The sequence below is a fragment of the Asticcacaulis sp. genome, from assembly GCF_051954415.1.
Taxonomy (GTDB): domain Bacteria; phylum Pseudomonadota; class Alphaproteobacteria; order Caulobacterales; family Caulobacteraceae; genus Asticcacaulis.
Window position 1 is genome coordinate 1 of sequence record NZ_JBQCHT010000017.1, and the last position, 18072, is coordinate 18072.

Here is an 18072-nt window from a genome sequence, read left to right on the forward strand (position 1 = left end):
CGCGTTTTAGTTTTTACGCGCTCTTTTAATCCGAAAAGTGCGTCACACTTTTCGGAAAGTGCTTTAGCTTCCGGTTTGATTTTTTATGCCGGATGCCGTCATGCTGACGCGGTATGATTTTGCGGAGTCCATGCCATGCTCGGGCTTAACCTGACCAAATCCGCACCGGCTGGCCCGTTGCCCCTGCGCGATGCCACGCCGATGGGATTTCTGGCCGTCAGCGATTTCGATCAGGCCCGCGCCTTTTATGAAGGCATTCTGGGCCTGACCGTTTTCAGCCGGGATGACTATGCCCTGGTTCTGCGTTCCGGATCGACCCTGATCCGTCTGACCAAACCACCGCAGCTACATGTCGCGCCCTATACCGTTTTCGGTTTTCAGGTGACCAATATCGATGACAAGGTATTCGCCCTCACCGCGCTCGATATCAAATTCGAACTCTATGACTGGCTGGGTACCGCGCAAACGCCGCATGGCGTCTGGACGGCGCCGAGCGGTGACAAGGTGGCGTGGTTTAAAGACCCCGACGGCAATCTGCTGTCGCTTTCGGAGCATAAGGTATAATTCATGGATCTGGGGTTAGAGGGGCGTTACGCCATTGTCTGCGCCTCAAGCGATGGGCTGGGCAAGGCTTGCGCTCTCAAACTGGCGCACGCCGGCTGCACGGTAGTTATCAATGGCCGCGATGGCGAAAAACTGGCGCGCACGGCGGCGGAGATACGCGAACTGACGGGCGCGCGGGTCGTCCCAGTTGCCGGCGATATCAGTCTGGCTGAGACACAAGACGCCCTGATCGCCGCCGTGCCGCAGGTCGATATACTGGTCAATAACAACGGCGGCCCGCCCTATCGTGATTTTCGCCAGATCGACCGCACCGCCATGCTGGAAGGCGTAACCAGCAATATGGTAACGCCGATCGAACTGGTGCAGCGGGTGATCGATGGCATGGTCAAACAGCGCTTCGGCCGCATCGTCAATATCACGTCGGGTTCGGTGAAGATGCCGCTGAGCGGGCTGGATTTGTCGAGCGGCGCCCGACTGGGCCTGACCGGATTCCTGGCCGGTGTGGCGCGCAGCGTGGCCCACGCCAATGTGACCATCAACTTCCTGTTGCCGGGGGCATTCGACACTCATCGGCTGCAATCGGGCCAGAAACGCACTGCCGAACAGCGCGGAATCGATATCGAGATCATCCGCGAGGAACGCCGGCAGACCATTCCGGCCAGACGCTTTGGCGATCCGGATGAATTTGGCGCGGCTTGCGCCTTTCTCTGCTCGGCCCAGGCGGGTTATATCACCGGCCAAAGCCTGCTGATCGATGGCGGCGCTTTTCCGGGTGTGCTGTGATGTCTCAAGCCTTTCTTAGATATTGCGGGCTTTTCCATCAGGACATTTTTGAAATTCACGGCACGCTGGAAGATGCAATCGCGGACAATATTTCTGCACTAACATCGGATGAGCGAAAGGAACTGGAAGTCGATCTTCAGAAGCTTTTGAACCGAGGCGATAATCTAGTGAATATGGACATTGGCGATTTCGGATTTAGCACAGTCAAAGGTTTACGATATTTCCTGGAACAGTCGCTAACGACCGTCCAAGATCAAATACAATAGGCTGCCTTTAGCCTTCACCCCTTGTCCCGCATAAGCCGGGCCTTATCCCGCGCCCAGTCGCGTTCAGCCGTGGCTTCGCGCTTGTCATGGTTCTTCTTGCCCTTGGCCAGGGCGATTTCCAGCTTCACCATGCCCTTTTCGTTGAAATAGAGCCGGGTCGGGATGATGGTCATGCCCTCGCGCTGGATAGCGATCATGAACCGGTGGATTTCCTTGCGATGAAGCAGCAGCTTGCGCGGCCGACGCGGTTCGTGGTTGAAGCGGTTGGCGTGGCCATAGGGCGGGATATCAGCGTTGATCAGGCACAGTTCGTCGCCATTTTCGATGCTGACATAGGATTCGGCGATATTGGCCCGGCCGGAGCGCAGGGATTTCACCTCGGTGCCGGTAAGCGCAATGCCCGCCTCGGTATTCTGCTCCAGGAAATAGTCGAAACGCGCCCGCCGGTTATCGGCGATCGTCTTGCTGGTGGTCAGTTCCGCCATCAGGCCGGCTCCACCTCAAGCCCCGCCAGCGCCATCGCCTCGTCAACCTGCGGCCGCACACCCTGCGAACAGGCGACGATCGGCAGACGCACCTCATCGGTGCAGATGCCGAGGCGGCTCATGGCATACTTGGTCGGCGAAGGTGACGAATCGGCAAAGAGTACCTTGTGCAAGGTGATCAGCTTGTCCTGCCACTGGCGGGCGGTATCAAAGGCCCCTTGCGCCGCGGCTTCATACATGGCCACGACCTGGGCCGGTGCCACGTTCGAGGTCACCGAGATGACGCCGTGACCGCCATGAGCCATGTAACCGAGCAGGGTCGGGTCATCACCGGAGATATATGAGAAGTCGCCCTCAATCAGCAGGCGCTGCTGGCTGATGCGTTCCAGATCGCCCGTGGCATCCTTGATGCCGACAATATTCGGCAGCTTGGCCAGACGGGCAATGGTGTCGTTGCTCATATCCACAACCGTCCGGCCGGGAACATTATATAGCAGAACCGGAATCTGAACCGCATCGTTCAACGCTTTGAAATGCTGATACAAACCTTCCTGCGACGGCTTGTTGTAATAGGGCGCCACCACCAGAACGGCATCGGCACCCACGGCCTTGGCGTGATGCGCCAGTTCCAGGGTCTCGGCGGTGTTGTTCGAGCCGGCGCCGGCGATGACCTTGATGCGCCCCGCCACCTTGCGCACGCATAGTTCGACGACCTTACGGTGCTCTTCCATGGAAAGCGTCGAGGTTTCGCCCGTAGTGCCGACCGGCACGACGCCATGCACGCCGGCGGCGATCTGAAGCTCGATCAGTTTCTCGAACGCCGCATAATCCACCTCGCCGTTACGGAACGGCGTCACCAGGGCGGTAATCACACCGCGAAACAGGGGCTGGGCAGATGTATCGGTCATTCGTCTACTCTCGTCTCACCGCAAACACGGAAAGTTGTGGCTTTTCGGCCATCTGTGGCTTGGGAATATATAAAAATAGCCATAGATACACAAAGCATTCGCCGCAATGGCTTTCTAAAAAGAAACTATCGCCTATAGTTCGGCCATACCGCTTTTGGCCCAATGACAGGATTATTATGACCCCGACTGACCGCCAGATACGTAAGCTCAATCCTCTTTTCCGCAAGGCCCTCCTGATCGCGGGCGTCAGCGCCCTCACCCTGGGCACGCTGCAACCCGTGGCCGCCCAGGATGATCCGGCGCCGGAAGTGAACGGCGTCCCCCAGGCCACCATGCCCATGCCGACAGATACAGCGCGGCCCTACATTCCTTCCGGCCTTAGCGGCAATGACATGGACCTGCTGGAGCAGGCGCTTTCCGCAGTCAAGTCGCGCAATTTCGCCCAGGCCGATTCGCTGGCGGCGGGGCTGACCAATCCGGTGGCGCGCAAGATCGTTACCTGGACCATCATCAATAATGACGGCAACATCTACAGCTTCGCCGCGCTTGACGCCGCCCGCCGTGACCTGTGGGGCTGGCCGCGTGAATCCAAGCGCCAGATCGCCGCGGAAAAGCTGATCGGCCTGTCGGGCATGACGGCGCAACAGATTGTCGACTGGTTCAAGGGCGCGCCGCCGCAGACCACTGAGGGCGCCACAGCCCTGATTTCGGCCTATGGCAATCTGGCCCGCACCGACGAGGCCCGCGCGCTGGCGAAAAGCTGGTGGCGGACGAAAGTGTTTGATTCGCTCGCCCAGGCGAATTTCTACCAGGCTTTCGGCACCTACCTCAATCAGGACGACCACAAGGCGCGTCTGCTTTGTCTGGAAATCAACTACCAGAACGCCAATTCGCAAGCGATCCGCGACATGACCGCCTATGTCGGCCAGCATGACGCCGATGTCGCCAATGCCGTGATCGCCATGCGTACCGGTTCGGCGGCTTCGGACGGGCTCTATCAAGCGGCGCTGGCCGGCGACCCGCATAATCCGGCGCTCGCCTTTGCCCGCGCCAAATATCTGAACGGCAAAGGACTGGAGACGCTCGGCTTCCAGTTATTGCCCGACCTGCCCCAGGCATCGGCCAGCCCGGAAGCGGCCAGTCAGCTTTATTCCCTGCGCCTTGGCTATTTCAAAGCCGCCCTCAAGGCCCGCAATTACCGTGCCGCCTATGATGCCATGAATAATGCCGGTTTCGATCCCGGCGAAAGCATGGCCGAAGCGGAGTTCTTCGCCGGCTGGATGGCACTGGTGAAACTGAACGACACAGATTCAGCCATTCCCCATTTCCAGGCCCTGGCTACCGCCGGCACATCGCCGATCACGCAGGGCCGTGCCAACTACTGGCTGGGCCGTGCCTATGAGGCGCGCAACCATCCGGCGCTCAATGGCATCGATGCCGACGCCACACTGGCACAGCGCTATTACGAACAGGGTGGGCAGTATATCTATGCCTTCTATGGCCAGATGGCGGCGGAAAAGGCCGGCATCAAGACGATTACCCTCGGCAAGGATCCCGTACCAACTGCCGCCGATCGCGCCCGTTTCGAGGGCCGCGAGATGATCAAGGCCGCGCGTCTGCTCGGTCAGGCCGGCGAACTGGACCTGTTCCGCGCCCTGGTGCTGCATCTTGACGATGTCATGCCCAATGCCGAGGAGGAGGCCCTGCTGGTTGACCTGGTCGGGCAGTATGATTCGCAACTGATGGCCATGAAGGTGGCGCGCGTAGCGATGCAACGCGGCTTCTATCTGCCGGAACGCGCCTATCCGGTGCGCAGTGTGCCAAACGTGTCCGGCCCGGAACCCGCCTTCGTGCTGGCCATCACGCGTCAGGAATCGAGCTTCGACCCCAGCGTCCGTTCGGGGGCCAATGCACGCGGCATGATGCAGTTGATCCCCTCCACCGGAAGGGCCGTCGCCCGACGTCTGGGCATCGGCTACAGTGGCGATGCCGCGCTTTATGAGCCTGAGTACAATATGACACTCGGCAAGTATCACCTGGGCGAACTGGTCGATAAGTTCGACGGCTCCTATATCATGGCCGCCGCCGGCTATAATGCCGGTCCCAGCCGGATGCAGACCTGGATAGATACCTGTGGCGATCCGCGCGGCGCCACCGCTGATCCTTTGTCCTTCATCGAGTGCCACCCCTTCACCGAAACGCGCAACTATATGATGCGCGTCACGGAAAACATGCGTGTCTATCGCGCCCGCCTGAATGGCGGTACAGCGCCCCTGACCGCCATGGCCGACGTGCAGCGCGGCTTCCCCGGCCCAATCGGTCGGTTTACCGGGCCGGAATTCAGCGATGTCGCCTCGCCCGATGCCCCGATCAGTTATGCCGATTACAACAAGGGTGTAACAACCAATGCCGCCGCCGCGGCACAACTGACCGGAACGACAATGGCCCCTGCCCCGACCACGATGGCGCCCGTGCCTAATCCGGTCGTCAAACCGCAGGCCGTACTCAAGAAAAAGGTCACAGCAACCAAAGCGGCTAAGAAGAAAAAGGCAGAACCGGCGAAAAAGAAAAAGTCGACCAAAAAGAAGCGCGATTAAAGGAGCGGCAGACTCTCCAGCCGGAGAGTCTTCTGCCCCTCATCGCCAACCAACTCGCCTTTCAGATTAAAAATATCCGACAACAGGTTGGGAATAAATATCTTTTCCGGCCCATCTATCTTCACGAGCCGCCCTTTATCCATCAGCATCACCGTATCGGCAAATTGCGCCGCCAGATGCAGGTCATGCAGGCTGAGAATGACGGTTTGGCCAGCTTCAGCGCGCTGTTTCAGCCGGATCAGCACCTGCCTCTGCCAAGCGGGATCAAGCGCGATCAGGGGTTCATCCAGCAGCAGAACGTCCGCCTGACTTACCAGCACCCTGGCCAGCAACACCCGCGCCCGCTGACCACCTGAAAGCTTGAAGACGCCGCGGTCGGCGACCTCTTGCAGACCGAGGGACTGAAGTTCGGCAAATGCCTTCTGCCGGGCCAGTTCCGGCGCCAGATGCTGCGCGCCCAGGGCAGCCACATCGACACAGCTCAAATCCCAGGCGATGCTGCGCTCCTGCGGCAGGTAGGCGATATGCTCGGCGCGCACGCCCGGCCACTGCAAGGCGAGGTCAAGGCCATTGTAGCTGATCATGCCCGACTGTAGGGAAACAAGACTGGCCATGGCCTTAAGCAGGGTCGTCTTGCCGGCGCCATTCGGCCCGACCATTATATAGAGCCTGCCTGGCGCCAGTTCGGCCGACACCTCATGGACCACCGTGTCACGGCCGAGTTTTATGCTGACAGACTGGATAATGAGGTTCGGCATAAGCGCTTTCCATAAAGTGTCCGCACTTTTCTGGCCAAAACCAAAAAGTGAAAAGCGCGCCAAGTAAATCAGTCCTGCATCCAGCTTCTGGCGCTCTTATAGGCCAGTATGGCGAAAAGCGGGGCGCCGACCAACGAGGTCAGGACTCCGAGATGGACGTCGGCCGTGGGCGGCAGCAGACGGATAAGGCCGTCCGAAACCAGCACCATCAATCCGCCGGTCAGGGCCGATGGCCAGATAAGCGTATACGGATCCTTGATGCCAAAGGCGCGAACGAAGTGCGGCGCCGCCAGACCGACAAAACCGATCACGCCCGCCACCGATACCGAAAGCCCTGCCAGCAATGACGAACCGATGACGATGACCTGCGTCAGGCGCGTCATGTCGATTCCCATGGAACGCGCGGTTTCCTCGCCCAGGGTCAGGAAGCGTAATCCTTTGCCTAGGCGAAGCGACAAACCGCACACAATCGCCAGGCCGATGAGGCACATCAGGACATCGTACCAGCTACGATTCTGCACAGAGCCCATCATCCAGCTCAGCATCTCGGAGGTGGTGACCGGTGACGGTGACAGGTTGAAAACCAGGGCCATCAGGGCGCCGCACAGGCTGGAAAGACCGACGCCCAACAAAATCAATGATTGACGTTGCGGGAAACGCTGAACGAAAACCAGCAAAATGACGGCGACCAGAACCGCGCCTGCCAGGGCGAACCCTTCAACGGCAAAAGGCGTCAAACCCAGACCGAACACAATCGCCAGTGCCGCCCCCAGACCCGAACCGGCGGAAACGCCGAGCAGGCCCGGTTCCGCCAGCGGATTGCGCAGCAGCCCCTGCATCAGCGCGCCGCTCATACCCAGCATGGCCCCAACACCGACACCTGCCAGATTGCGCGGCAAACGGATGCCCCAGATGATTTCCGCCGGCAATGAGTTCCAGCGGAAGAATGCGTCGAACCACATGTCACCACTCATGGCCACATCGCCGAAGAGCATAAGTACAATCAGGAGAATGACGATAGCCACGCCAAGCGCCATTGATAGACTACGGAGTGAAAGCATCATTGCGGCACCGCCTTAAGCCCGCCGCTGCCGGTCAGCGGTGATTTCGACAGTTCGCTGAGATCATAGGCCGTATACCACCCCGAACAACTTACCGATTGCCGCGGCAAGGTGAAATTGGGCGACGCCGCGATTTTCGCACGGACCAGCGGATTGCGCCCCGGCACGCGGCGCATGGCGTATCGGTCGTCATAAAAGGCCAGGGCGAATATATCGGGCTTCATGCTGAGAAGAACCTCGGGCGACAGGTAGAAGAACCCCTTATTCTGAGTCTCCAGTTTGAAACCCAACCTTTGCAGCATATCGCCGACCATGGTATCCGGACCGGCGCTGTAACCGCCGGGCGTATAGTACAGCGCGGTTCGCCCCTGCCCTACCGGCCGGATGGCGGCCATGGCCTGATCGAACCTGCGGGCCTCTATACCCGCGCCGGCGTCCTGCCCCAGCTCGGCCGCGACACGGAACAGTTCCGGCTTGGCCTGGTCGTAATTTGTGATGTCATTGATATTGACGATACGGACGTGGTGCTTTTCAAGCGCCTTGATCAGGTCCAAGTCCCCGCCCCAGGTGCGCACCACTATGTCTGGCTTGAGCGCCAGTATGGTTTCCAGACGCGGCTGGATACGGCGCACGGTCGACGCGCGTTCGCGGAAATAGGAATCCGGCAGGCGCGCCCGATCAGACAGGCCGAGTATCTGATTGCGCGGTACCAGGGCCAGCACATATTGGTCGGCACAGCCGTCGAGCGAAATGACTTTCAGCGGCTGCGTCCCCGCCGTCGGCGCCGTTCGGGGCGGCAACCGGCTCGCCCATATCGTTGCGGCAAGGGCGCACAGGCAAAGACTTACCCCGAAGACGGCCCAAAAAATCAATCTTTGGTTGTATTTTTTCCGCAACCCACCTACTTCCAATTGGTTTATTCCATGCAAAAAACTGCGCTCTATGCTTCATTCGGGGGGCGTTTCAAAATGAAACCATATCGAAGCAGTGATGCGCTGTTGCGCACATTTACCGAAAAGTGGTTGTGCGCGGACTCGGATACCACGACGTCACAGTCCAGATCTTCCCAGGCGGCTTTAAAGCAGGTTTTTTCGCGGTCGTCATCCCCCTGGCGCAGTCATGCGGCTATCTCCTCTCTCAAGGCATCTTTTTCCGCGCGTTCAGGGCTTTCCTGGCAGCAACTGTGCCTGTTTGTCATCGTCGGCCTGTCATTTTGCGGACTGTGCCTGTGGTCAGTCTCCGGCCTGCTTGGCGGCCTTTACTGGACAGGCTGGGCCTGCTTTATGGGCAATGCCCTGCTGCGCCTGATCGCCTGCCTGATCTTTCCCGCCACCAACCTACCGGCCGATCCCCTGACCGAGGCGGTCAATGAAAACCTGCCGGCCTACAGCGTCATTGTCGCCCTTTACAAGGAAGCCGGCATTATCCCGCAGCTTCTAGGCGCCATGCAGGCGCTCGACTATCCCCGCGATCGAATCGAAATCCTGTTTGCCCTGGAAGCGGATGACGAAGATACCCTGACAGCATTCCGTGTTCACAGCCTCCCGGACTATATGCGGGTCATCGCCGTTCCGCCCGGCTTTCCCCGCACCAAGCCACGCGCGCTCAACCACGCACTTGAACAGGCCAGGGGCGATCTCATCGTGATCTATGATGCCGAGGATCAACCGCAACCAGACCAACTCCGGGAAGCTGCCAGGGCGTTTGCGAGGGGTGATCCGGCATTGGCCTGCCTTCAGGCTCCCTTGCGGCCAAAGGGCGGAACGGGTTTCATACCCCGTCAGTTCGCCGCCGAATATGCCGTGCAGTTCGATGTCCTGCTGCCGGCGCTCAATGCCCTGCACCTGCCCTTCCCGCTGGGCGGCACCAGCAATCATTTCAAGGCGGACGTGCTGCGCACCGTCGGTGGCTGGGACGCTTTCAATGTCACCGAGGACGCCGATCTCGGCCTGCGCCTTGTGCAACTGGGCTACCGGACCGGCCTGATTACCTCCCCCACCATCGAGACACCGCCCGCTCTCAGCCAGGCATGGATTCCGCAACGGACCCGCTGGATCAAGGGCTATATGCAGACCCTGCTGGTCCATACGCGCCTCAACACGCCTCTAAAGCCGCGTACATGGCTGGGCCTGTTCCTCGGCGTGGGCTTAAGCGTCGCGGCCGCCGTCTGCTACGCGCCTTTCAGCCTGATGGTGATCATGTCCCTATTGCTGACGGAATTGCAGCGCATCGGCGATCCCGCGCATCCCCTTCATATTCTGTCACCGTTTGATCTGTCCCTGTTCCTGTTCGGAACCTTGAGCGGCATGATCACGATCGCTCTCGCCGCACGCCGCGCCGGCCTGAGATTGACGTGGGCCGACATATGCGGCGCCCCGGCCTACTGGTGCCTGCAATCGGTCGCCGCTGGCTTTGCCCTGTGGCAACTGGCAACCCGGCCCTTTCACTGGGACAAGACCGATCACGCACCCGCAACTTTTGCCGTCCAGCCCCTTTACGAAGACGGGCCATGCGCTTATGGCCTTGAGCATGATCATCACCGATACTCCGACAACCTTACGCACCAAAGCCTGGGCTGATTACGCCCTCGTCGATTCCGGCGACGGCCGGAAACTGGAGCGCTATGGCGATTACCTTGTCATTCGCCCCGAGCCGCAATGCTGGTGGACGCCGAAATACCCGCAGTTCTGGGACAAGGCCGACGCCATTTTCGATCCACAAGGCGAGGACGACGAAGGCAACTGGCGGTTTTCACGCAAACCCGCCGACCAATGGACGCTGGGCTGGGACACAGTGAAATTCCACGGCCGCTTCACCAATTTCCGCCACCTTGCCTTCTTCCCGGAGCAGGCCGCCAACTGGGCCTGGCAAAAAGAAGCCGTGGCAAAACTCGACAGCCCGCGCATACTGAACCTGTTCGGCTATACCGGCGTCGCCAGCCTGGTGGCCGCGGCAGCCGGGGCCCGCGTCACCCATGTGGATGCCTCTAAGAAGGCCGTCGCCTGGGCGCGCGAGAATGCCGCCCTTTCGGGCCTGGGCGAAGCGCCAATCCGCTGGATCTGCGAGGACGCGCGGAAATACGTCCAGCGCGAAGTCAAGCGGGGCTCGAAGTATGAAGGCATCATCCTTGACCCGCCGAAATACGGACGCGGCCCCACCGGAGAGGTCTGGCGGCTGTTCGAGGATCTGCCGGAAATGGTGCATCTGTGCGCCCAGCTCTTGAGTGATGAAGCGTCTTTCCTGTTGCTCAATGCCTATGCCGCGCGCGTTTCCGGTCCGGCCCTTGCGCATCTGGTGGCCGAAGCTGTTGGACCATCCAAGGGCGGACGAGTCGATTACGGCGAACTGACCCTGATAGAGGACATAAAACCGCCCAAGGGGATGAAACCCGCTAATACTGCTCCTCGTGAAATCGGTCTCAGCTTCTTTGCGAGGTGGATGCGTGATTAAGCAGATTACGTCTCTCACAAACCAGACTGTCAAGGATATCCGCGCCCTGCACATGCGCAAGGAACGCGAGGCCACCGGACAGTTTCTGGCCGAGGGCCTGAAGATCATTATCGATGCGCTCGACCAGGGATTTGCCCCGCAAATTCTGGTCTATGGTAAGGATGCCGACCAGCACCCCCTGCTGCGTCGCGCCGTCGATGAGACCCTGAAGGCAAAAGGTGAGGTTCTGGAAGTAACGCGTGAAATTCTTGAGAAGATTTCGCGTAAGGACAACCCGCAGATGGTGGTCGCGGTGTTTGCCCAGGTCATCAAGACACTGGCCGATATCGATCCGCAATCAAATGATGTCTGGGTAGCGCTGGAACAGGTACGCGACCCCGGCAATCTCGGCACCATCATCCGCACCGCCGACGCAGCCGGCATAGGCGGCGTCATCCTGATCGGCGACTGCGTCGATCCGTTTTCGGTCGAAACCGTGCGCGCCACCATGGGCTCGGTCTTCGCCCTGCCGATCGTCAAATGCAGCCGTGATGACTTCCTGGCCGATCGCAGGCGCTGGACCGGTTCGGTGGTCGGCACCCTGCTCACCGCCACGCACAACCACCGCACGGCGCCCTATACGCGGCCGACCCTGATCGTCATGGGCACGGAGCAATCCGGCCTGACGCCCGAAATCGCCGCCATCTGCGATACCAATGTCAAGATTCCGATGAAGGGCCGTGCCGATAGCCTCAACCTGTCGGTCGCCACCGGCATAATGATCTATGCGGCAGCCGGGCTTTGAAACTTGGCAGTCTGAAATTTGACGGCTTCCTGACGGGCATGGTCATTGCCATCATTCTGGCGGCCCTGTTTCCGGCGCCGGGTGCGCATGGCGGCCTGCTGCATCCGGAACTGCTGACCAGGCTCGGTATCGCTCTTATCTTCTTCCTGAACGGCGCCATGCTGTCCTTCCATGCCCTGAAGGACGGCGTCCTGCGCTGGCGCTTGCACCTCATCATCCAGACGTCGACCTTTGTGCTCTTTCCTGTCATCGGCCTCGTCTTTCTTGCCCTTGCCGGCCGCTGGATCAGCCCGGATCTGCAACTGGGTTTCTTTTACCTCTGCGCCCTGCCATCGACCGTCTCCTCCTCTGTCGCCATGACCTCGGCGGCACGCGGCAATGTGCCCGTGGCGGTCTTCAACGCCACGATTTCCAGTCTGATCGGTATTGTGGTCACGCCGCTGTGGATGAGTCTTCTGTTGAAAACCTCCGGACATCATCTTGATGTCGTGGGCGTTTTTATCGACCTGTTCAAATGGATGGTCCTGCCGATGATCATTGGCCAGGTTTTGCGCCGCTGGATCGGCGCCTGGCTGCATCGCCACAAGAAGCTGGCCCAGATGGCTGACCGCGGCACCATATTATTGCTCGTCTACACCTCGTTCTGTGACTCCTTTGCGCTCAATATCTGGGGGTCCACCAGCCTGGCGACCCTGCTGTCCGTCATTGCCGCCACACTCGTCCTGTTCTTTGGCGTGCTGCTGCTTCTATGGAAACTATGCGATCTTGGCGGCATAGCCCCCGCCTTCCGCTCAGCCGTGGTTTTCTGCGGCACCAAAAAGAGTCTGGCAACCGGCGTACCGATGGCCTCGCTCATCTTCGCCGGTCATGCGTCTGGCCTGGGACTGATCCTGCTGCCGATCATGATCTATCATCCGCTGCAATTGCTGATCTGTACGCCGCTCGCCAGCCGCTGGGCAAAAGAGGCACAGGCGCAAGAAAGGCGATTACCGCCTGAATATTAAATAGAATTAAGGTGGAAACGGTTCATTTACCGTTCATAGATCGAAACCTAGATTTAAATTCAAGGGGGCGCATCCGGCGTCTCGACGAAAGACACCGCCATGAAACATCTCATCATCAGACTGGCCTGCGCGGTCGCACTGGTAACAAGCCTTACCGGCTGCATCATGTATGTATCGCCGGACCACACCTATCACACCGACAATGGACCCGCACCGGCCGACGAAAAGCCGGCGGCAACGGTCAGCGGTTCACAATCCTTCTAAATCCAACCCTGGGGAAAACCATGAAATCCATCGCCATCAAACTCGCCTGCGTCGCCACTCTCGCGGCCAGCCTCTCCGGCTGCATCATCATAGATCGCAGCGGCGCCGACCATCTGACCTATTCATCCAGCCGTTAAAGAACCGGCCGGAATATGCCCGATCGCGTAAGGCACTGCTAAAAACGGTGCCTTACGCATTTACAAGCGGTCTTCCGCACCTTAGCCTGAGTATTACTTCAGGAGAGCACCCAACATGAAAAAGCTGATTCTCAAGCTCGTCGTTCTGCCCTTTATTGGCCTGGCTTTCGCCGGCTGCATCACCCTCTGATCAGGCATAGGTATACGGCCCGCCCCGTGCCAGCGCCTTCTGATAAGCCGGACGGGCGTGGATTTTCCCCAGCCAGGCACTGATATGTGGTCTTGCCCCGGCCCCGGCTCGGCTGGTGGCTGCCTCCAGGGGGAAACTCATTATAATATCCGCCGCACTGAACTCGTCGCCGGCGAACCAGGTTGACCTGGCCAGGGTATTTTCCCAGAAATCGATATTTGTGTTCAGGTTCGACGTCACCAGTGCGGCATCGATGCCATCAGCTATACGACTGGCAACAGGCTTAATCAGCCACGGCGCCTGACTTCTGATCGCACCCGACACCAGTTTCAGCAGCAAAGGCGTCATGGCCGTCCCTTCGGCATGATGCATCCAGTAGGTATATTGAAACCGCGCTTCCGTGCCGATCATCGGCATCAACTGACCATGACCATAGGTCGTCAGGATATAGTCCATAATGGCGCCCGTCTCCGCCACCACTAAAGCCCCATCGCTGATAACCGGCGCCTTGCCGAGCGGATGTACCGCCTTCAGTTCCGGTGGCGCCAGCATATCCTTGCCGCGTTTGTAAGCCTTGATCTCGTAAGGCAGGCCCAGTTCTTCCAGCAGCCACAGAATGCGTTGCGAGCGGGAATTATCGAGATGATGGACGGTGATCATGGCGGCTCCTTATTGGCTTATACGCACCGGAACCGGAAAAGATCAGGTACCCCGCGGTTTCGCGCGGGTGGTTGGATCGGCTTCCCGTGGATTTTCCGGCCAGACGTGACGCGGATAACGCCCCTTCATTTCACTCCGCACCTCGGCCCAGGAACCATCCCAGAAGGCTGGCAGGTCTTTTGTGATCTGGATCGGCCGGTGCGCCGGCGAAGTCAGGGAAAGCGTAATCGGCGTCCGGTTCGGGCCGATAACCGGATGTACGGTTGTTCCGTACAGTTCTTGCACCCGTACCTCCAGGCGTGGGCCGCCTTCGGCTTCGTAATCGATGCGAATATTCGACCCGGTCGGCATCTTAAGCGTTTCCGGCGCAAGCTTATCCAGCGCGCGCTGCTGGTCATAATCAAGTAGGCCATGCAGGGCCTGTGAAATGACACTGCCATTGAGCGATAGCAAGGACTTGCCGGCGGCATAAGGCTCGAGCCAATTCGCAAGCCCGGAGAGAAGCGCGTCATCCGACAGGTCCGGCCAGGTGTCATCCTGGCTGTGCAGGAAGGCGACACGCGCACGAAATCCCTGCACGCTCTCCGGAATATTCAGTGCTTTCAATCCTTTTTGCCTGATCTCTTCAGCTTCCGCCTGAAGCAGCAATTCCGGCGGTATGGTGTCGCGCGGTTTGGTGGAGAGCACCAGACTCCCCAGCCGAACCTGATCGAAGGCGCGGAACCGGCCATTGACCTTTTGCAGAACCGTGCCGCGTTCCAGCCGGTCATCGAACAGGCTGAGGATTTCGCCTTCGCTTAAAGGTGCGGCCAGCAGGATACGGTCGCGGCCTGCGCCGCCGCCCAGATCACCAACCGCCAGATAAGGCGCGCGTGCCAGCCGGTCATGCTCATCGACATAGACGCCGCGCCCGTTGGACATAACGAACTCGCCGGCCTTACCGCGCCCTTTTGCAATACGTTCGGGGAAACATTCCGCCAGCAAATGATGCGACAGGATACGCCCACCAGCCTTACCCGTCGCTTTGGTCAGGGCCTGCGCCTGCCGGGCCCAGTTTTGCGCCAGGCTGCGGGCCTGAGTAATCTTCGGCGATTTATCGCGTGACAACGCCTCCATGCGGGTATCGAGATCGGTCGATTTGCCGCCCAGGCCGTTTTCGGACAGCAGGACGGCCAGGTTGGCGCCCTGCTCCGCTGCGCCGTTTTCGGCCGCCCGGATCAGCATATGGGCCAGGCGTGGCGCCATCGGCAACTGCGCCACAGCCTTGCCGTGTGGCGTCAGATCCCCATGACTGTCCAATGCGCCCAGGGCCTGAAGAAGCTTCACGGCTTCATCCATCGCCGCTTTTGGCGGATGGTCGAGCAGGGCGAGGCTCTCCGTCGATTTGGCACCCCATAGCCGCAGCGAAAGTGCCAGTTGCGACAGGTCGGTTTCCAGAATTTCCGGCTTGGCGAAAGGGATCAGGGAACGGTCCTGTTCGGCATCCCACAGGCGATAGGCGTCGCCCGCCTGGGTCCGGCCGGCGCGGCCGCGACGCTGGTCGGCCGAAGCCCTGGAGACTCGCTCGGTGACGAAGCGCGTGACACCGCGCGCCGGATCAAAGCGTCCCAAACGTGATAGACCACAATCGACAACCATTGACACGCGATCGAGCGTCAGGGAGGTTTCGGCAATCGCCGTGGCCAGGACGATCTTCGGCCGTCCTGGCGCATTGCGCGCCAGGGTATGGGCCTGGTCCCTGAAATCCATGGCGCCGTAAAGTTTGCAGAGATCAATATGAGGCGGCAAACCGATCTCGTCGAGGAATCGCCCAACGCGGTGAATTTCGCCCTGCCCCGGCAGGAAGACCAGCATTGTCTCGGCCTGTTCAGGCGTGAGCTTGGCGGATAGCCGCGCCACATGGCGGGCGACATCCTGCTCCATAATCAATGATTGATTTCGGCCGAGATAATGCGTCTCGATCGGGAAAGTGCGGCCCTGTGACTCAAACCGCCCGGCGTCCGGCAGCAGGCTGAGCACACGGTCGCCATCGAGCGTCGCCGACATGACCAGCAGGCGCAGGTCATCGCGCAGCAGGACTTGCGCATCGCGGGCAAAGGCCAGGCCGAGATCGGCATCCAGGCTGCGCTCGTGGAATTCGTCGAAAATGACACAGCCAATGCCGTCCAGCGATGGATCATCCAGGATCAAACGCGAGAAAATGCCTTCCGTGACGACTTCTATGCGCGTCTTTCCGCTGACCTTGCTTTCACCACGCACCCGAAAACCGACCGTTTGCCCCACCGCCTCGCCCAGGGTCTCGGCCATGCGGGCGGCGGCCGCACGGGCGGCCAGCCGCCGCGGCTCCAGCAGGATGATTTTCTGGCCCGCCAACCAAGGTGAATCCAGCAAAGCCAGCGGTATACCGGTCGTCTTGCCGGCGCCGGGTGGCGCGATGATCAGGGCCGTGGTCTTTTCCGCCAGCCAGGATTTCAGCGGTACATATATTTCTTCAACAGGAAGCATGTCACGCACCTAGCAGGTCTTCACGCAATAAAAAAGGCGCCCGTTAGGGCGCCTTCTTCAGGATCAGGTCGTGCCCGGAGGCGGCGGCAAATCCGCATCGTTTTCATGGTCCTCGATGATGCCCTTGCGGACGTTCGAGTGCCAGAAGCCGTAGGCGAAGTAAAGAACGAGGCCAATCGCGGTCCAGCCGAAGAAGACCTGTTTGGATTCCGTGCCCAGACTGACGAACAGCAGCACGCAGCCGAAGATCGACAGCGGGGCGATGATCCACAGCAGCGGGGTCTTGAACGGACGATTGCGTGTCTTGTCGGTAAAGCGCAGGATCATGACGCCCAGCGAAACAGCCGCGAAGGCGAACAGCGTACCGGCGTTGGAATAGTCCGCCAGGGAACCAACCGGCAGGAAAGCCGCGGCAATGGCCACGACGACGCCGGTGACCAGGGTGATCACCCACGGTGTCTTGAAGGTGGTGTGAACGGCCGACAGGCCCTTCGGAAGCAGTCCGTCACGCGCCATGACGAAGAAGACGCGCGTCTGGCCGAACATCATCAGCAGAACGACCGACGGCAGGGCAATCGTTGCGGCCAGGCCGATCAGATTGCCGAACAATGGATTGCTGTTCACCTCACGCAGGACGTGAGCCAGGGCTTCCTTCGAGCAGACCAGCGGGGCGTGAGCGGCCTGACAGGCGGCGCTGGCGTAAAGCTCGGTCGAGCCGTCAGCGAAATATTGGCCAGTCGCCGGATCGGTCAGCGGCTGGGCGCCGAATGAACCGATTACGCCCGTCGCAACCAGTATGTAGAAAACGGTGCAGATACCCAGCGAAGCGATCAGGCCGATAGGCACGTTTCGCTGCGGATTGCGGGTTTCCTCGGCGGCGGTTGATACCGCATCGAAGCCAACATAGGCGAAGAAGATGGAGGCGGCAGCGCCAAGCACGCCTGTTCCGGTGCCATCAAGCGGATTACCCCAGCCGCGCGGCGTGAATGGACTGAAATTCTCCATATGACCGGTGACCAGCGGCAAGGTCAGGACGATGAACAGCAGCAGGGCCGCGATCTTGATGGCCACCAGGACTGCATTGGCCGTGGCGCTTTCCTTCGTGCCGATGACCAGCAGAAGCGTGACAATACCCGTGATGATAACCGCCGGCAGGTTGAGCACACCGCCGATTTCACCGCCCTTGATAAAACCAATCGAAATCGGCGGCCCCACGGTTAGGGCATGGGGTATGTGTATCCCGATGTCATCGAGAAACCCGACGATATGACCGGACCAACCGACCGCGACGGCGGACGCCCCCAAGGCATATTCCAGTATAAGCGCCCAGCCGACCAGCCAGGCCACCATTTCGCCCATGACTGCGTAGGAATAGGTATAGGCAGAACCCGCGACCGGCACCATGGAAGCCAGTTCGGAATAACAAAGTGCGGCGACGGCGCAGACGGCGCCAGCAATGATGAAGGAAATCATCATGCCCGGACCGGCCTTTTGTGCCGCCGCAGCCGTCAGCACGAAAATACCGGTGCCGATCACTGCACCGATGCCCAGCAAGGTCAGTTGGACAGGCCCCAGGGATCGATGCAGCGACTTTTTCTCTGCTGTCGCCAGGATCGCGTCCAGCGACTTAATTCGCAAAGGATTCATTTTTCACCT

At 59.8% G+C, this 18072-nt stretch carries 17 protein-coding genes; 9 read left to right on the forward strand and 8 right to left on the reverse strand.

Features of this window, described 5'->3' with window-relative positions; all coding sequences use genetic code 11:
* Positions 1 to 135 precede the first annotated feature (135 nt).
* From ACTHND_RS05545 to ACTHND_RS05555, 3 genes are read left to right on the forward strand one after another with little or no spacing between them, the layout of a single operon-like run.
* Positions 136 to 564 (forward strand): VOC family protein, encoded by a 429-nt coding sequence (locus ACTHND_RS05545; RefSeq protein ID WP_440176578.1) that lies wholly within the window; start codon positions 136 to 138, stop codon positions 562 to 564.
* A 3-nt stretch (positions 565 to 567) separates the two neighbouring features.
* Positions 568 to 1347: an SDR family oxidoreductase gene (locus ACTHND_RS05550; protein ID WP_440176580.1), complete on the forward strand. Its 780-nt coding sequence runs from the start codon at positions 568 to 570 to the stop codon at positions 1345 to 1347.
* Positions 1347 to 1613, forward strand: a complete 267-nt coding sequence (locus tag ACTHND_RS05555) for a hypothetical protein (RefSeq protein ID WP_440176582.1) — start codon at positions 1347 to 1349, stop codon at positions 1611 to 1613. The genes ACTHND_RS05550 and ACTHND_RS05555 overlap by 1 nt, the downstream gene beginning before the upstream one ends.
* 14 nt (positions 1614 to 1627) lie before the next feature.
* Here ACTHND_RS05555 and smpB read toward each other — a convergent pair whose 3' ends face one another.
* Together smpB and dapA are read right to left on the reverse strand one after the other, a co-directional pair.
* Positions 1628 to 2098 carry an SsrA-binding protein SmpB gene (smpB, locus tag ACTHND_RS05560; RefSeq protein ID WP_440176584.1) on the reverse strand — a complete coding sequence of 157 codons (471 nt, stop codon included), beginning with the start codon at positions 2096 to 2098 and terminating at the stop codon, positions 1628 to 1630.
* A complete protein-coding gene (gene dapA / locus ACTHND_RS05565; RefSeq protein WP_440176586.1) occupies positions 2098 to 3006 on the reverse strand; it encodes a 4-hydroxy-tetrahydrodipicolinate synthase in 909 nt (302 codons plus the stop codon). The genes smpB and dapA overlap by 1 nt, the downstream gene beginning before the upstream one ends.
* Positions 3007 to 3182: 176 nt before the next feature.
* On the opposite strand from dapA, the gene ACTHND_RS05570 reads away from it, so the two are divergent.
* Positions 3183 to 5603, forward strand: a complete 2421-nt coding sequence (locus ACTHND_RS05570; protein WP_440176588.1) for a lytic transglycosylase domain-containing protein — start codon at positions 3183 to 3185, stop codon at positions 5601 to 5603.
* Here ACTHND_RS05570 and ACTHND_RS05575 read toward each other — a convergent pair.
* The 3 genes from ACTHND_RS05575 to ACTHND_RS05585 form a co-directional block, all read right to left on the reverse strand.
* Positions 5600 to 6361 (reverse strand): ABC transporter ATP-binding protein, encoded by a 762-nt coding sequence (locus tag ACTHND_RS05575; protein ID WP_440176590.1) that lies wholly within the window; start codon positions 6359 to 6361, stop codon positions 5600 to 5602. The two genes, ACTHND_RS05570 and ACTHND_RS05575, sit on opposite strands and share 4 nt — an antisense overlap.
* 68 nt (positions 6362 to 6429) lie before the next feature.
* Positions 6430 to 7425, reverse strand: a complete 996-nt coding sequence (locus ACTHND_RS05580) for a FecCD family ABC transporter permease (protein ID WP_440176592.1) — start codon at positions 7423 to 7425, stop codon at positions 6430 to 6432.
* Entirely contained in the window at positions 7422 to 8222 is an 801-nt protein-coding gene (locus tag ACTHND_RS05585) for an ABC transporter substrate-binding protein (RefSeq protein ID WP_440176594.1), read from the reverse strand. Before ACTHND_RS05585 ends, ACTHND_RS05580 begins: the two co-directional genes overlap by 4 nt.
* 168 nt (positions 8223 to 8390) lie before the next feature.
* Here ACTHND_RS05585 and ACTHND_RS05590 point away from each other — a divergent pair, with 168 nt between their 5' ends.
* The 5 genes from ACTHND_RS05590 (at position 8391) to ACTHND_RS05610 (ending at position 12924) form a co-directional block, all read left to right on the forward strand.
* Positions 8391 to 10001, forward strand: a complete 1611-nt coding sequence (locus ACTHND_RS05590) for a glycosyltransferase family 2 protein (protein WP_440176596.1) — start codon at positions 8391 to 8393, stop codon at positions 9999 to 10001.
* On the forward strand, positions 9952 to 10872 hold the full coding sequence (locus ACTHND_RS05595) for a class I SAM-dependent methyltransferase (RefSeq protein ID WP_440176598.1): 921 nt from the start codon (positions 9952 to 9954) through the stop codon (positions 10870 to 10872). Before ACTHND_RS05590 ends, ACTHND_RS05595 begins: the two co-directional genes overlap by 50 nt.
* The gene (locus ACTHND_RS05600; protein WP_440176600.1) at positions 10865 to 11656 is read left to right on the forward strand and encodes a TrmH family RNA methyltransferase; all 792 of its coding nucleotides are present in this window, start codon (positions 10865 to 10867) and stop codon (positions 11654 to 11656) included. The genes ACTHND_RS05595 and ACTHND_RS05600 overlap by 8 nt, the downstream gene beginning before the upstream one ends.
* Entirely contained in the window at positions 11653 to 12660 is a 1008-nt protein-coding gene (locus tag ACTHND_RS05605; RefSeq protein ID WP_440176602.1) for a bile acid:sodium symporter family protein, read from the forward strand. The genes ACTHND_RS05600 and ACTHND_RS05605 overlap by 4 nt, the downstream gene beginning before the upstream one ends.
* Before the next feature lie 99 nt (positions 12661 to 12759).
* A complete protein-coding gene (locus ACTHND_RS05610; RefSeq protein WP_440176604.1) occupies positions 12760 to 12924 on the forward strand; it encodes a hypothetical protein in 165 nt (54 codons plus the stop codon).
* A gap of 327 nt (positions 12925 to 13251) precedes the next feature.
* On the opposite strand, the gene ACTHND_RS05615 is transcribed toward ACTHND_RS05610, so the two are convergent.
* The 3 genes from ACTHND_RS05615 to ACTHND_RS05625 form a co-directional block, all read right to left on the reverse strand.
* Entirely contained in the window at positions 13252 to 13911 is a 660-nt protein-coding gene (locus ACTHND_RS05615; protein ID WP_440176606.1) for a glutathione S-transferase family protein, read from the reverse strand.
* Positions 13912 to 13953: 42 nt separating this feature from the next.
* Positions 13954 to 16416, reverse strand: a complete 2463-nt coding sequence (gene hrpB, locus ACTHND_RS05620; RefSeq protein ID WP_440176608.1) for an ATP-dependent helicase HrpB — start codon at positions 16414 to 16416, stop codon at positions 13954 to 13956.
* Between the two features lie 63 nt (positions 16417 to 16479).
* Positions 16480 to 18063, reverse strand: a complete 1584-nt coding sequence (locus ACTHND_RS05625) for an amino acid permease (RefSeq protein ID WP_440176609.1) — start codon at positions 18061 to 18063, stop codon at positions 16480 to 16482.
* Positions 18064 to 18072 lie beyond the last annotated feature (9 nt).